Below are 13,792 nucleotides of genomic sequence, written 5' to 3'. Positions count from 1 at the left end.
GAGGGTAACTATGGCATACCAAGTCGGAATTGACGTCGGTGGGACGTTTACTGATGGGGTTCTTATTCACGAGAATCGACTTATCAATAAAACTAAAGTTCCAACGCAATCAGATAATCTGTTGGATACCTTGCTCCAAGCTCTGGATGAACTTGGTGTCTTTACCCAACCTGTTGAGCAGATTACTGTCAGTACGACCTTGGTGACCAACGCCATCTTGGAGAACAAATTACCCCCTGTTGAATTATTCCTATTTCCAGGCTCTGGCATGAAGCTCGATGCGCTGCCCTGGCCGGTTCCTTATCATTCCTTAAAGGGAGAGATTGACTATCGCGGGAGGGAAGTCACTCTTCCGGATGAACTGGAATGGCGTCGAATATGTCATCAACTCGATTTAGATTCCGAATCTCAAGCTGCAGTGGTCAGCAAATTTTCCCATCGCAATAAAATTCTTGAAGAGAGCTTAGCTCAGTTTTTAAGCAAACGCTATCCTGAACTGGATATTGCCCTAGGTTATGAATGGGGACACGCCAATTTTTACCGACGCAGTCTTACAACCTATCTGAACACGGCCAGCAAAAATCTCTATGCGAATTTCTCTGCCCAATTGCATAAAGCCGTAGCAAAGAATGGTTCAAAAGCGGAAATCACCGTCTTAAAAGCGGATGGAGGGATCTTACCGAGCTCCCAGCTCCGGCCTGTCGAGTCCATTAACTCCGGTCCTGCAGCTAGTATTATTGGCGCCTTAGCCCAATCTGACCCCCAACAATCCTATGCAGTGGTGGATATTGGGGGAACAACGACTGATATCGGTTTAGTTCTTTCTGGGGAACCTTTACTGAGCGCACACGGGGCACAAATCGGTCCCTACTTAACCCTGATTCGGTCCCTAGCCACGCGCTCTATACCTATCGGAGGGGATTCAGCCATCCTTTCCTCAGCAGATGTTCCTGAGGGCTTTATAATCGCTCCTTATCGCCAGGGACCGGCATATTGCTTAGATGGCAATTGCCCCACACCCACCGATGCTATGCGCTATCTCAAACGGATCAATTTCGGTCATTGGGAACGTGCGGCACAAGGGCTAGCTACCTTATTGCCACCGGAAGCACGCAATCCACAATCTCTGCACGACTTAGCTCTTAGGATCTTAGATAAGTTTGCAGCAATGGTAACCGATACCTTTACGAGTTTATACAAGGAATGGCGAGAAGAACCAGCCTATAAAGTCTGGGAAGTCCTTCACCCGCATAGCTCTAAAGATTTTTATATCTGGGTTAGCGGGGGGAGTGCTCAAGGAATTGCTCCTTCTTTAGAAGATAAAGTTCACCTGCCCGTTCGCTTTAGTGAACATGCTGATGTTTCCAACGCCATTGGTTCAGCCCTTGCACGACCGACGTTTTCCTGCACCCTTCATCTGGATACCACCATGCGTTCTTACCGGATTGAGGAATATGGGGAGCAGGGTGAATGGTTTGGGGCAAAGCGTCCTCATAAAGAGGTCCAAGAATTTCTGATGAGGATTGCTCGAGATAAGGCCCTAAGTATTGGACTAAACCTGAATGAACTTGAGCTCAAAACCCAAACTTTCGATTTCTTTCCGGTGGTTAAAGGCTATGAGACAGTTGGACAAATAATCCGGGGTTCCGTGGTTGTTCCCCCGGGGGTAGTCGGGAGGCTTATGGTATGAAACATACAGGATTACTTTTCTTCCCAGCCTTTGACTGGTCTTTAGGTGCTACGCATCCGGAAAGAGAGGAAAGGCTCCTGTACACTCAAGAGCAATTATTTGAAGAGGGGGTAATGGATTTACCCCAAATCAAGCAATACTCACCTGGAGTCGCCTCTCTCAAAGATGTTTTGCGAACTCAAGCAATTTTTCCTTCACCTGAAAGCCATGACTTAGCTGCCCATCTCATTGCCGCAGGGAGTTCCTTGGTATTAGGGGAGGCCTGGGCCAAAAAGGAAATTGACAATGGGTTCGCCTTAGTCAGACCGCCGGGACATCATGCCGGTGCTACCGTTCAAGGCAATCGAGGATTCTGTACCCTAAACAACGAAGCCATTCTTATCAATTACCTCCGCACTTTCTATGGTGTTAAAAAGGTAGCTATTGTCGATACGGATGTTCATCACGGGGACGGAACTCAGGATATCTTTTATCATGATCCTAACGTGCTCTTTATTTCCCTCCATCAAGATGGCCGGACACTCTACCCAGGAAGCGGCTATATCTATGAAAAAGGAGGTCCCAATGCTTGGGAGACGACCTTAGATATTCCTCTTAATCCTGGAACCGGGGATGAGGAACTTCATTATGTTCTTGAAAGTTGGGTTTTGCCTCGGCTTTATGATTTTCAACCGGATTTGATTATTAACTCGGCAGGTCAAGACAATCATTTCACCGATCCCTTAGCCTCGATGAATGTCACTGCCCGCGGTTACGGTCGCATTACCGAGCTACTCAAACCGGATTTAGCTGTTTTGGAAGGCGGATACTCTATCGAAGGGGCCTTGCCCTATGTGAACTTAGCTATCGTTCTTGCTTTAGCAGGGGAGGACTATAGTGGAGTTATCGAGCCCCAAAAACCACGCCACTCACAAAATAGCTCACATTCCTTCAAAGGCTTCATTAAAGAGCTGAAAGACCAGTATCGTCGCACTAAGCCAGACTGGATGATTCGCACGGAGAGCTTTCTTCCTCTGGGCAGATGGATTTATTATCCTCATACCGTGTATTATGATACAGAAGGCTTCCGTGAGGTTCGCAAGGACTGGATTCGCCAGTGTAATCACTGTGGTGGGACAGTCCTGATCGAGAGTCAAAACACTTTAACCGGCAAGGAGTCAGCCTTGGTGCGGATTCCTTTTGAAGGATGTAGCCACTGTGCTCAAGCCGGATATGATTTATGGGAACAGCTTAAGAGACGGAGCATATCCGTATTACTTCAAGATCAGCTGAATAATAAGGTAGAATTTTGGTCTATAAATAAGGGGGTAGCGAGCTATTGACCGCTGAAATCAAAATTCTTGACACACAAGCTTCCAATCAAATCGCTGCCGGAGAAGTCGTGGAACGCCCCGTATCTGTGGTAAAGGAACTCATTGAAAACGCTCTGGATGCCGGTTCGACACAGATTGAGATCACTATTGAGGGAAGCGGGATTGAAAGAATTCGTGTACAGGATAATGGCCAAGGAATACCCGCCGAAGAATTGCCTCTGGCGGTCTTGCGTCATGCCACGAGTAAAATACGTAGCATCGATGACCTCATGCAGCTACAGACACTTGGCTTTCGCGGAGAAGCCCTGCCTAGCATAGCTTCTGTTTCTAGGTTAGAGATTATCAGTCGTCCTCCTGCCGAAATTTCCGGGCGAGTTTTACGAGTTGAAGGAGGAGACCAACTTGAGTTCGACCATATCGGTAGCCCTCCGGGAACCACGATCACGGTCGATGATTTATTCTACAACACACCCGCTCGACGAAAATTCCTAAAATCTAAAAACACCGAATTTGGCCAAATCTCGGATGTCATTGGGCGACTTTCCTTAGCTCGACCTGATGTATCCTTCATTTTAAAGCATCCCAAGGTGCTCGTTCTGCAAACTCCCGGCAGGGGACTACTGCTCGAAAGCATTGGCGCGGTACTGGGTCAGGCAACTGCCCGCCGCCTTCTGCCCATATCCTGTGTTTCCGGAGATTGGCAGCTCAAGGGCTATATCAGTCCACCTGATCTCGTACGTTCTACCAAGCAAGGCGAGACACTTATTGTGAACCAGCGGATTATCCGCTCCAATAGCATTAGCCGAGCCATTTTAGAGGGGTATCATACCCTGATTCCGGCTAAGGTTTATCCCATCGTGGTTTTAAATCTGCAAATACCACCCCATGAATATGATGTGAATGTGCATCCGACAAAAATGGAGATTCGCTTTCATAAAGAAAAAGAACTGATGGAATTTATTGCCGAAGGGGTACGAAGAACCCTTCTTGAAGCCCATCCCGTGACCCCCTATGAGAAATTCTCAGTGGATAAACGCTTTCCGGGAACAAACTCGAACTCGATTTTACAGAATGATTCTAGACAAGGCTACGATAGCAAAGAATTAGCTTCTCGAGAAGCGAAATCAGCACAATATACTTTTGGTTTCTCCCCTAAAGTCTCTCTAAAATCGCCTCAGTTGAATCTGACACCTACCCCAGAGGGATTCTATGCAAAGCCCCCAGCTAACTCTCTCAAGGAAGATAGGGCTCACTGGGAGCCATCTATAAATCCATCGCCAAGAGTGTCTAGCGAACCTTCCCCGGGGAATCTCAATCCAGAGGATATTAAGGTGACACCTCTTGAGACACAGTCTGAATTAGCTTGCGAAAAAGATCCCTATATTCTAAGAGAAGAATTCACTGAGCAGAGTCCTTTGCTTGCTTTAAGACCTATTGGTCAGGTCTTTGACACCTATATTCTGGCGAGTGATGGTGAACAGCTGGTGATCTTTGATCAGCACGCAGCTCATGAGCGCATTAATTATGAGCGATTATTAAAAGAACATCAAAAGAATTCAGGAGATTGTCAAATGTTATTGATTCCTCTCCCTATGGAGTTTAGCCCGGGAGAGGAAGATGCCCTGCTTGAACATTTCCTGTTACTTAATGATATGGGTTTTATTCTGGAGCAATTCGGCACGCGAACCTACCTCCTACGCGGTATTCCGGCCTACAGTGGACCCTATCAGGGAGAAACTCTTCTTAGGGATTTCCTTGAGCAGGTCTTGTTACATCAAATCCCTCCCTCCATGGATCAATTACTGGAAGAATGGATTTATATGCTGGCCTGCAAAGAATCCATTAAGGCTAAAGCAAGCCTGAATCTTATGGAGATGGAGCAGCTTATTGTTCAACTGAGTAAAACAGATAGTCCGTATACATGCCCCCATGGACGTCCCACTATGGTCCAGCTTTCTCAAGAAGAACTTGAGCGACGCTTTTACCGTAGCTAAGTCTTTGGATTTGCCATAGATACCTAGATTAGAGTTCTATAGAGGCTAAATATGATCAATCAAATAGTTCACAAATGAAATAGCTCGGAGTGGCGTTAAATGACAGGCTCAACAGTAATTCTTAACATTACCCATCCTAAGGACCCACATTTACTTAAGAAGTCCGCTTGGTTTTCTGAACAACCGGGCATCACTATCTTATCCCGCGAAAAAAAGCATAGCGAGCCAAGGGCTGGGCAACTCTATCCGACTCTCCACATTACCCGCAAAGGAGTATTTCTGGAAGCTGGGGAGAATCGTATCAAGTTTCATCCTAATATGGCTATATTGAGAGCCATCCAGTTACTCAGAGGGGAACCCGATCGATTCCTAAAGGCAGTCGACCTCCAGGAAGGGGATACCTTTTTAGATGCTACTTTAGGCCTTGGAACGGATGCCTTGATGGCAGCCTTCCGGGTCGGAGCGCGAGGCCGGGTTATCGGCATCGAACACTCAGCCATCTTAGCCGCTTTAGTTCAGGATGGATTAACTACTTTAGCTCAAGGAAATTACCCTAAAGCAGATAATCCTGATAAGATTAGAGCGTGGCTAGCTTTGTCTGATGCGGCCCAGCATATTCATGTGCAATGGGGAGACCACCAAGAATTATTAGCCCAGTCCCTGACATCTTCGATAGATGTTGTTTATTTTGACCCCATGTTCCGCCATACTCGAGATAAAAGTGATTCCATCCGCCCCTTGCACCAGGTTTCCAATCCCCAAGCATTAACGCAAGAAACGGTTGCCGAGGCCTTTCGAGTAGCAAGAAAACGCGTTATTTTAAAAGAGCGCAAAGGCAGCCAAGAGTTTGCTCGGTTGGGTTTTTTCATTGAAGATGGGGGAAAATATAGTCATGTAGACTATGGAATGATTAGAAAGGAGGGAGCGGGGGATTGAAGCCCTTAGTTATCATTGTGGGACCGACCGCTGTGGGAAAGACTGCACTCAGTGTTGCCCTTGCCCAAGCCCTCCAAGGTGAAGTTATCTCTGGGGACTCGGTGCAAGTATATCGAAAGTTGGACATCGGATCCGCTAAACCAAGCCTAGAGGAACAAGGCAACGTTCCGCATTATTTGCTGGATATCCTAGATCCAAGGGAGCCGTTTTCCGTAGCACAATTTCAAGACTTAGCCCAAAAACATATTCAGGATATACGAATCCGGGGCAAAGTTCCGATTGTAGTAGGAGGGACAGGTCTTTATATCCGTTCCTTGCTCGATCCTTTTGGCTTTGCAGAACACGGCTCAGAATCCATTCGCAAGGATTGGTACACCTTCCTTACTCAAAAAGGTAAGGAAGCTCTGCACAGCGAATTGGAGAATAGGGACCCACTCAGTGCCCAACGTCTTCATCCTAACGATACAGTGCGAATTATTCGGGCTCTGGAGATGTGCCAGCTAACCGGCAAGCCATTTTCTGAAATCCGCGGCAATCAAGACACCCAATATTCCAACCTAGATCCTTCAACACTCTATGTAGGGCTCACCGCACCACGAGAAATCATTTATGAGCGAATCAACCTCCGCTGCGAACAGATGCTAGCCTCAGGATTAATTGAAGAAACTCATAACATACTTAAAGAAGGGTATTCCCCTCATCTTAAGCCCCTCCAGAGTATCGGATACCGGCATGCCTTGCATTATCTCTATGGTAAGGTGACTCGGCAAGAAATGCTACGGATCTTCCAGAGAGATACCCGGCACTTTGCCAAACGTCAGCTTACTTGGTTTCGCAGAGACCCGCGTATTATCTGGCATGATACTTATAACGAGAAAATGTCAAATATTATTGAATCTTTGATTGACACTTGCAGTGCGATTGAAAGTCGTGTAAAATAGGAAAATAGAAATAGATGGTGGTGGAGGTAAAAAAATGAATAAATCGCCCATCAATTTACAGGATACTTTTTTAAACCAAGTCCGAAAAGAAAATATGCCAGTCACGATTTACCTAGTGAATGGCTTTCAATTAAAAGGCTTAGTCCGCGGATTTGACAATTTTACAGTTGTCCTTGAATTTGAAGGAAAGCAGCAAATGGTTTACAAACACGCTATCTCAACGGTTATGCCAATTCGTCCAATTAATTTAGTAGCCGCATCACAAACCTCTGCCGAGGATCGTTAAGAATAAGGTCAATGCTTAAAAGCCTGATTCACTCAGGCTTTTTTTGTGTGTGAAGGACAATCGTGATTCGGCATTACCAAAAGAGGATGAAGTCGAAACAAAAGTAAAATATAATATACTAAATTTACTTATTGTAGAGATAATAATGGCATGGTATATTTAAGTTTGTGGTAATTTTGTGTCTAGAAAGGGAAGTTTTATGAAATCGATAAATATTCGCAATATAGCAATCATTGCACACGTTGACCATGGCAAAACAACACTCGTTGATGCTATGCTTAAACAAAGCGGAACCTTCCGCGCTAATCAAAATGTTATGGAACGCGTCATGGATTCGAATGATTTAGAGCGTGAGAGAGGGATCACTATTCTCTCAAAAAATACTGCCGTTAATTGGCAGGGTACAAAGATCAATATCGTTGATACACCAGGTCACGCCGACTTTGGCGGTGAGGTGGAACGTGTTTTAAAGATGGTCAACGGGGTGCTCTTGGTTGTCGACTCTTTTGAAGGGCCTATGCCCCAAACCCGTTTTGTTCTAAAGAAGGCTTTAGAATTAAAACTAGTCCCTATCGTTGTCATTAATAAAATTGACCGTCCAGACGCCCGCCCGGCTGAAGTCGTCGATGAAGTCCTTGACTTATTTATTGAATTGGGGGCTGACGAAGACCAGTTAGATTTTCCGGTGGTCTATGCCTCAGCTCGAGATGGTATTGCCGGCACCGAACCTGATCAGCTTACAGAAAATTTAGAGCCTGTCTTTAAGGTTGTTCTTGAGCATATTCCTGCCCCCTATGTGGACCTTGAGGCTCCTTTGCAGCTCTTAGTGACAACTCTTGATTATGATGATTATGTAGGCAAAATCGTCATTGGGCGAATTGTCCGCGGCAAGGTCAGTCAGGGAGAAAGTATCACCTTAATTAAACGAGACGGAACCTTTGAGAGGGCTAAAATCGGCAAAGTCTATACCTACGAAGGGTTGAAACGGAGCGATGTACCCGAAGCCGGCGCAGGGGAGATTGTCGCCTTAACCGGTTTAACCACTGCGAATATCGGTGAAACAGTGGCCGATGCCAACAATCCGGAAGCTCTTCCGGTTATTGAAGTCGACGAGCCGACTCTGACTATGAATTTTATTGTTAATAATAGTCCTTTTGCTGGTCTGGAAGGCGAATTCGTTACCTCCCGCAAGCTCAGAGAGCGTTTGTTTAAAGAGGTAGAAACCAATGTCAGCTTGCGTGTTGAAGAGACGGATTCCGCAGATTCCTTTAAGGTGTCCGGTCGTGGTGAGCTTCACTTATCCATTCTCATTGAAAATATGAGGCGGGAAGGCTATGAGCTCCAAGTCTCTAAGCCTGAGGTCATCTATAGGATGATTGATGGCCATAAATGTGAACCCATCGAATTTCTGATTTGTGATATTCCCGAAACTGCCATGGGTACAGTGATCGATCTGTTGGGTAAACGGAAAGCTGAAATGGTCAATATGGCCCACATATCTCAAACACAAATGCGTGTGGAATTCAAAGTTCCCGCTCGGGGTCTCATTGGTTTCCGAGGCGATTTCCTAACCGAAACACGCGGTGAAGGGATTATGAGCCATGTCTTTAATGGCTACGAGCCTTATAAAGGAGACATCCCCGGCAGAAGTCGCGGAGTCTTGATCGCCTTTGAAACGGGAGAAGCTACAACTTATGGACTTCATTCCGCTCAAGAACGTGGCATGACCTTCATTGAGCCAGGAACCAAGATTTACGAGGGAATGATTGTTGGCGAAAGCAATCGTGAACAAGATATTGAAGTGAATGTAGCCAGGAAAAAGCACGTGACCAATATGCGCGCCAGTAATTCCGAAGAGGCTTTGCGCTTAGAAAAAGCGAAGATCTTTACTCTAGAACAAGCTTTGGAATATATTGATGATGATGAATTGGTGGAGGTAACTCCCAAAAGTATTCGGTTACGCAAAAAGTATCTGGATAAAAACGCTCGAGTACGCTATGCTAAATCCTTATCTTCCAATAGCGCAAAATGAGTTGATAAATTTTAGGACACCTTTCCCGTCTTGTTGCGTATAGTAGTAAAGACGGGAGGTGTCACATCTTATGGCAATTCGTATTACCTTTCGACCAGAAAAGAACCAACCTCCAATCGTTCAAACTTCACTGGTCCAACCCCTTACCTCGGGAGCGGATTCAATCCAAGAACCCCAGCGTGGACGAAAGGTAATACATAATGCAGCTGAAAATAAGGATATAGCTGAAATCCTTGCCGAATTGGATGCTTTGGTAGGCTTAACTACAGTTAAACGACTTATTAATGAAATCCAAGCCTATATAGAAATCCAAAAACGGCGAACACGTGAAAAGCTAACAGCCGAACCCCTAGTCCTCCATATGATTTTTCGAGGAAACCCTGGAACCGGGAAAACCACGGTTGCCCGACTAATCGGTAAGCTATTCAGAGAGATGGAAGTCCTCCAAAAGGGGCATATTATTGAATGTGAGCGAGCCGATCTGGTGGGAGAATACATAGGTCATACTGCACAGAAAACACGCGATCAGGTCAAGAAAGCATTGGGGGGCGTCCTTTTTATTGATGAAGCCTACTCTTTAGCTCGTGGTGGCGAAAAGGATTTTGGCAAAGAGGCTATTGATGCGCTCGTCAAGGCCATGGAAGATCATAAAAATGAGCTCATCTTGATACTAGCCGGCTATAAACATGAGATGGAATGGTTTTTACAGACCAATCCCGGACTCAGGTCACGCTTCCCGATTCATATTGATTTTCCGGACTATACAATCGATGAACTTTTAAGTATTGGCGATTCCATGCTGAAAGCTCGTCAATACGAATTTACACCCGAAGCTCGGAATGCCTTTCGCTTTATGCTGCAAGGGTTACTGAACTCTCATCCTTATGCCGGAAACGCCCGCTTGGTTCGCAACATGGTCGAAAAAACGATTCGCAAACAGGCTGTACGACTCTATCAAAAATCCTCATCTTCCCGTGAAGAGTTGATTCGAATTTTACCTTGTGACTTAAGTTTGGAGGAAGAGGACTTAAAATAACAAGCAGAATTTCATCAAAATACGGAGGTTCAAATGGATATTCTAGGTGATATCGCTGGAATCCGTGGAACCCAGCTTAAGGATCTTAAAGAATTGACTTTGCTCCGGACAGAACGTCCGGGGCTTATCCATTTTGATTTATTAGAAGGTATTTGCAAGCTAACCAGTCAATGGAATAAAGAGATTGCGCTGTATATTAACCGTTCGGGGATTGTCATTGCAGTAGCCGTCGGCCAACATGCTACCGTTAAGCTACCTCCTTTACCCGCTCGCCAGGCGGGTCGTTTGCGTTGTATCCATACTCACCCTAGCGGGAATGAGCATCTCAGCTCCATGGACTTAAGCGCTTTAAGCTCTACGGGCTTAGAAAGCATGAGTAGTTTAGGGGTTAAAAACGGCCAAATCACAGGGGTAGAAATTGCCTTTCCAGGAGATTCCGGGCATGAAATCCTTAACTTAACTCCGAAGGAATTTAGAAGTTTCTCCTACGATACTTCCGTCAACGATTTTCGTTCCCGTCCGGCTAGCCCGGTCTTGAAAATCAGCGACCAGGAGAAGGCTTTCTTAGTGGCTCTGGAGGACGAAGATCCCGGTTATGAACTGCTATCCGAGCTTGCCGAGCTGGCTTTAACGGCCGGGGTTGAGGTGGTCGGCAAGCTTCTTCAACCTAAGCGCTTTGGCAGCCCTGTCAGCTATCTCGGCAAAGGGAAATTACAAGAATTAACACAACATCTACAAGATAGTGGGGCGAATGTTCTCATTTGTGATGATGAACTTCTACCTGTCCAGCAACGAACTTTAGAGCAGGCCACGGGTATCAAGGTTCTGGACCGTACCACCCTAATCTTAGATATTTTTGCCCTACGTGCCAAGTCAAGAGAAGGGAAGCTCCAGGTAGAATTGGCTCAGCTCAAGCATCTATTACCACGTCTTTCCGGTCAGGGTATCAATCTTTCTCGATTGGGAGGGGGAGTTGGGACGCGTGGTCCCGGAGAATCTAAGCTCGAAATGGATAAACGTAGGGTGCGAAAAAAGATCAATCTACTTGAAGCTGAACTGATTGAAATCCGCAAAGTCCGCACTACGCAAAGGCGCCAGAGAGAAAAAAGCGGCATCCCTTTAATTGCTCTAGTGGGATACACGAACGCAGGAAAAACTACCTTACTGCAAAAGGCTATGGAACAGACCCGTTCCAAAGGGGAGGCTATTCAAGGAGAGGACAAGCTATTTGCGACCCTCGATCCGATCGTACGGGGGATTAAACTCAACCAAACTACCCATATCTTACTTAGTGATACGGTTGGATTTATTCAAAAGCTACCACATCAACTGCTTCATGCTTTTCTTGCTACCCTTGAAGAAGTTCAAAATGCCGACATTCTGATCCACGTCTTGGATGCCAGCCATCCTCGAGCCTTGGAACGCGCCGATACGGTTCACGGCATCTTGGGGCAGCTGGAATGCAGCAATAAGCCGCGTATAACTTTGCTTAATAAAACCGATAAAATCAGTCATCCCTCGGATTTAAATCGTTTAGCTCAAGAATTATCCCATCCTATTCCCATGTCCTTAACTCAAGACAGCACCCTGGAACCTGTATGGAATAAGGTCCTTGAGCTCCTTTCAGTGGATAAGGATGAAACGAACTAGGAGGTTTCACCATTGTTTTTGGATCATTTACCGAGTCAAATACAAAATGCCAAAACTATAGCCGAACAGCTTTTGCAACAACAGGAGCACTCTATTCTGGAGATCGCTGAGTATAATCACGCCAAAGTTCTTGAAGCCTTTCAGAAGGAAAGAGTATCTACCTATCATTTACAAGGAACGACCGGGTACGGTCTCGGAGATAGCGGCAAGGAAACCTTGGATCGGGTTATGGCACGCATCCTCGGGACAGAATCGGCTCTGGTACGGGGACAATTTGTCTCAGGTACTCATGCTATAGCAGCTGCTTTGTTCGGTGTCCTAAGACCTGGCGATCATTTTATTTCCGTCACAGGTGACCCTTATGATACACTAGAAGAGGTCATCGGGATCCGTGGAACAGGGCAGGGAAGTTTGAAGGATTTCGGAATATCCTATGACTCGATTCCCCTTGATGAATCGGGAAATATTCAAAATGACCTGTTAGTGCAGGCTCTAAAGCCGAATACAAAAATGTTAATTATGCAGCGTTCGCGAGGTTATGCTTGGCGCAACTCTCTTAATATGGAACAAATTGCCGAATTCGTGAGTTTTGTTCGCCAAAATTATCCTCAACTCATTATCTTTGTTGACAATTGCTATGGTGAGCTTGTCGAGAAAAGTGAGCCCGGGGATGTTGGGGTCGATCTTTTTGCCGGTTCCCTGATTAAGAATCTGGGTGGAAGCTTAGCACCCACCGGAGGATATATCGCCGGCAAAAAGGAATTAGTCGAACAAGCAGCTTACCGCTTGACAGCTCCGGGGATTGGCGGAGAAGTAGGAGCCACTCTCCAGTGGCAGCTACCTTTTTTCCAAGGACTATTCTTTAGCCCGTTGACGGTCAGCGAGTCTATTCGTGGTGCCATTTTTTCTGCGGCCTTTTGGCAGGCTTTAGGCTTCGAGGTCAACCCGATGCCGGAAGTCCCGCGTACAGATCTTATTCAGGCTGTTAAACTTAATTCGCGCGAACGCATGATTGCTTTTTGCCAGGGCTTCCAGAAAGGATCTCCCATTGACAGTCATGTATTACCCATCCCCTCGGGAATGCCGGGCTATGAGGATGAAGTCATCATGGCCGGAGGGACCTTTATCCAAGGGGCAACCAGCGAATTCTCTGCTGATGGGCCCATGCGCGAACCCTATATTGTCTACCAACAAGGAGGAGTTTCCTTGTACTACGTCAAATTTGGCAATATCTTAGCGGCACAGAGGCTTTGGGAACAAGGATTACTAAAGTGAGGTGTACAGTGTGGAAAATGAACGCTATATAGATAAAATCCTGCATAAACCCGGGAAAAGCACCCTAAAATTTGTTCTTGAGATTGTTGAAATAGTCATTATCGCCTTTGCTCTATCATGGTTAATTCGCACCTATGTATTAGAGGCAAGAATTATTCCTACCGGATCCATGCTTACAACCATCCAATTGCAAGATCGCGTGATCGTTGATAAGCTATTCTTTAAATATTTTGGGGAATTCGAACGAGGCGATATTATTGTTTTCCATCCGCCTTCAAGTGCACACTCCTCCGATGATTTTATCAAACGTATAGTGGCCTTACCGGGAGATACCATTGAGATTAATAAACACAAAACCTATATCAATGGTAAGCCCATCGATGAGCCCTATGTTATGGAACCTCAGATCAAAACTATTGAGCCCCTAGTCGTTCCGGATGGCTCAGTATTTGTCATGGGAGATAACAGAAATAACAGTGCCGATTCTCGGGAATGGGGCTTTTTACCCATTGAAAACATCTCCGGAATGACGTTATTTCGTTATTGGCCCTTGAACCGTTTCGGAGCAATTGATTAAGCTATTGATTGATGATTGATAATTGCTTGATTGATATTGAATAATGATATAGTAGCTTTTTT

11 protein-coding genes are annotated in these 13,792 nt (G+C 45.7%); all 11 read left to right on the top strand.

All coding sequences use genetic code 11. The features are described 5' to 3' along the window. The first annotated feature begins 10 nt into the window (after nt 1-10). Complete coding sequence (locus DESDI_RS09030) at nt 11-1,690, top strand: hydantoinase/oxoprolinase family protein (protein WP_015262301.1); 1,680 nt, start codon at nt 11-13, stop codon at nt 1,688-1,690. Next, nucleotides 1,687-3,012 (top strand): histone deacetylase family protein, encoded by a 1,326-nt coding sequence (locus DESDI_RS09025; RefSeq protein ID WP_015262300.1) that lies wholly within the window; start codon nt 1,687-1,689, stop codon nt 3,010-3,012. Before DESDI_RS09030 ends, DESDI_RS09025 begins: the two co-directional genes overlap by 4 nt. Beyond that, a complete protein-coding gene (gene mutL, locus DESDI_RS09020) occupies nt 3,009-4,997 on the top strand; it encodes a DNA mismatch repair endonuclease MutL (protein WP_015262299.1) in 1,989 nt (662 codons plus the stop codon). Before DESDI_RS09025 ends, mutL begins: the two co-directional genes overlap by 4 nt. Nucleotides 4,998-5,096: 99 nt before the next feature. After that, nucleotides 5,097-5,933, top strand: a complete 837-nt coding sequence (locus DESDI_RS09015; RefSeq protein ID WP_015262298.1) for a class I SAM-dependent methyltransferase — start codon at nt 5,097-5,099, stop codon at nt 5,931-5,933. After that, nucleotides 5,930-6,874, top strand: coding sequence for a tRNA (adenosine(37)-N6)-dimethylallyltransferase MiaA (gene miaA / locus DESDI_RS09010; protein ID WP_015262297.1), 945 nt, complete (start codon nt 5,930-5,932; stop codon nt 6,872-6,874). Before DESDI_RS09015 ends, miaA begins: the two co-directional genes overlap by 4 nt. 34 nt (nt 6,875-6,908) lie before the next feature. After that, on the top strand, nt 6,909-7,160 hold the full coding sequence (gene hfq / locus DESDI_RS09005) for an RNA chaperone Hfq (protein ID WP_015262296.1): 252 nt from the start codon (nt 6,909-6,911) through the stop codon (nt 7,158-7,160). A gap of 199 nt (nt 7,161-7,359) precedes the next feature. Then, on the top strand, nt 7,360-9,192 hold the full coding sequence (gene typA / locus DESDI_RS09000; protein ID WP_015262295.1) for a translational GTPase TypA: 1,833 nt from the start codon (nt 7,360-7,362) through the stop codon (nt 9,190-9,192). A gap of 70 nt (nt 9,193-9,262) precedes the next feature. Then, nucleotides 9,263-10,228, top strand: coding sequence for an AAA family ATPase (locus DESDI_RS08995; protein ID WP_015262294.1), 966 nt, complete (start codon nt 9,263-9,265; stop codon nt 10,226-10,228). A 33-nt stretch (nt 10,229-10,261) separates the two neighbouring features. Continuing rightward, complete coding sequence (gene hflX / locus DESDI_RS08990) at nt 10,262-11,878, top strand: GTPase HflX (protein ID WP_015262293.1); 1,617 nt, start codon at nt 10,262-10,264, stop codon at nt 11,876-11,878. Between the two features lie 12 nt (nt 11,879-11,890). Further along, nucleotides 11,891-13,153 carry a methionine gamma-lyase family protein gene (locus DESDI_RS08985; RefSeq protein WP_015262292.1) on the top strand — a complete coding sequence of 421 codons (1,263 nt, stop codon included), beginning with the start codon at nt 11,891-11,893 and terminating at the stop codon, nt 13,151-13,153. A 10-nt stretch (nt 13,154-13,163) separates the two neighbouring features. Then, the gene (gene lepB, locus DESDI_RS08980) at nt 13,164-13,730 is read left to right on the top strand and encodes a signal peptidase I (RefSeq protein WP_015262291.1); all 567 of its coding nucleotides are present in this window, start codon (nt 13,164-13,166) and stop codon (nt 13,728-13,730) included. Nucleotides 13,731-13,792 lie beyond the last annotated feature (62 nt).

Origin of the sequence: Desulfitobacterium dichloroeliminans LMG P-21439 (genome assembly GCF_000243135.2) — a bacterium.
Lineage (GTDB): Bacteria > Bacillota > Desulfitobacteriia > Desulfitobacteriales > Desulfitobacteriaceae > Desulfitobacterium > Desulfitobacterium dichloroeliminans.
This window is presented reverse-complemented; position numbering and strand designations above follow the sequence as displayed.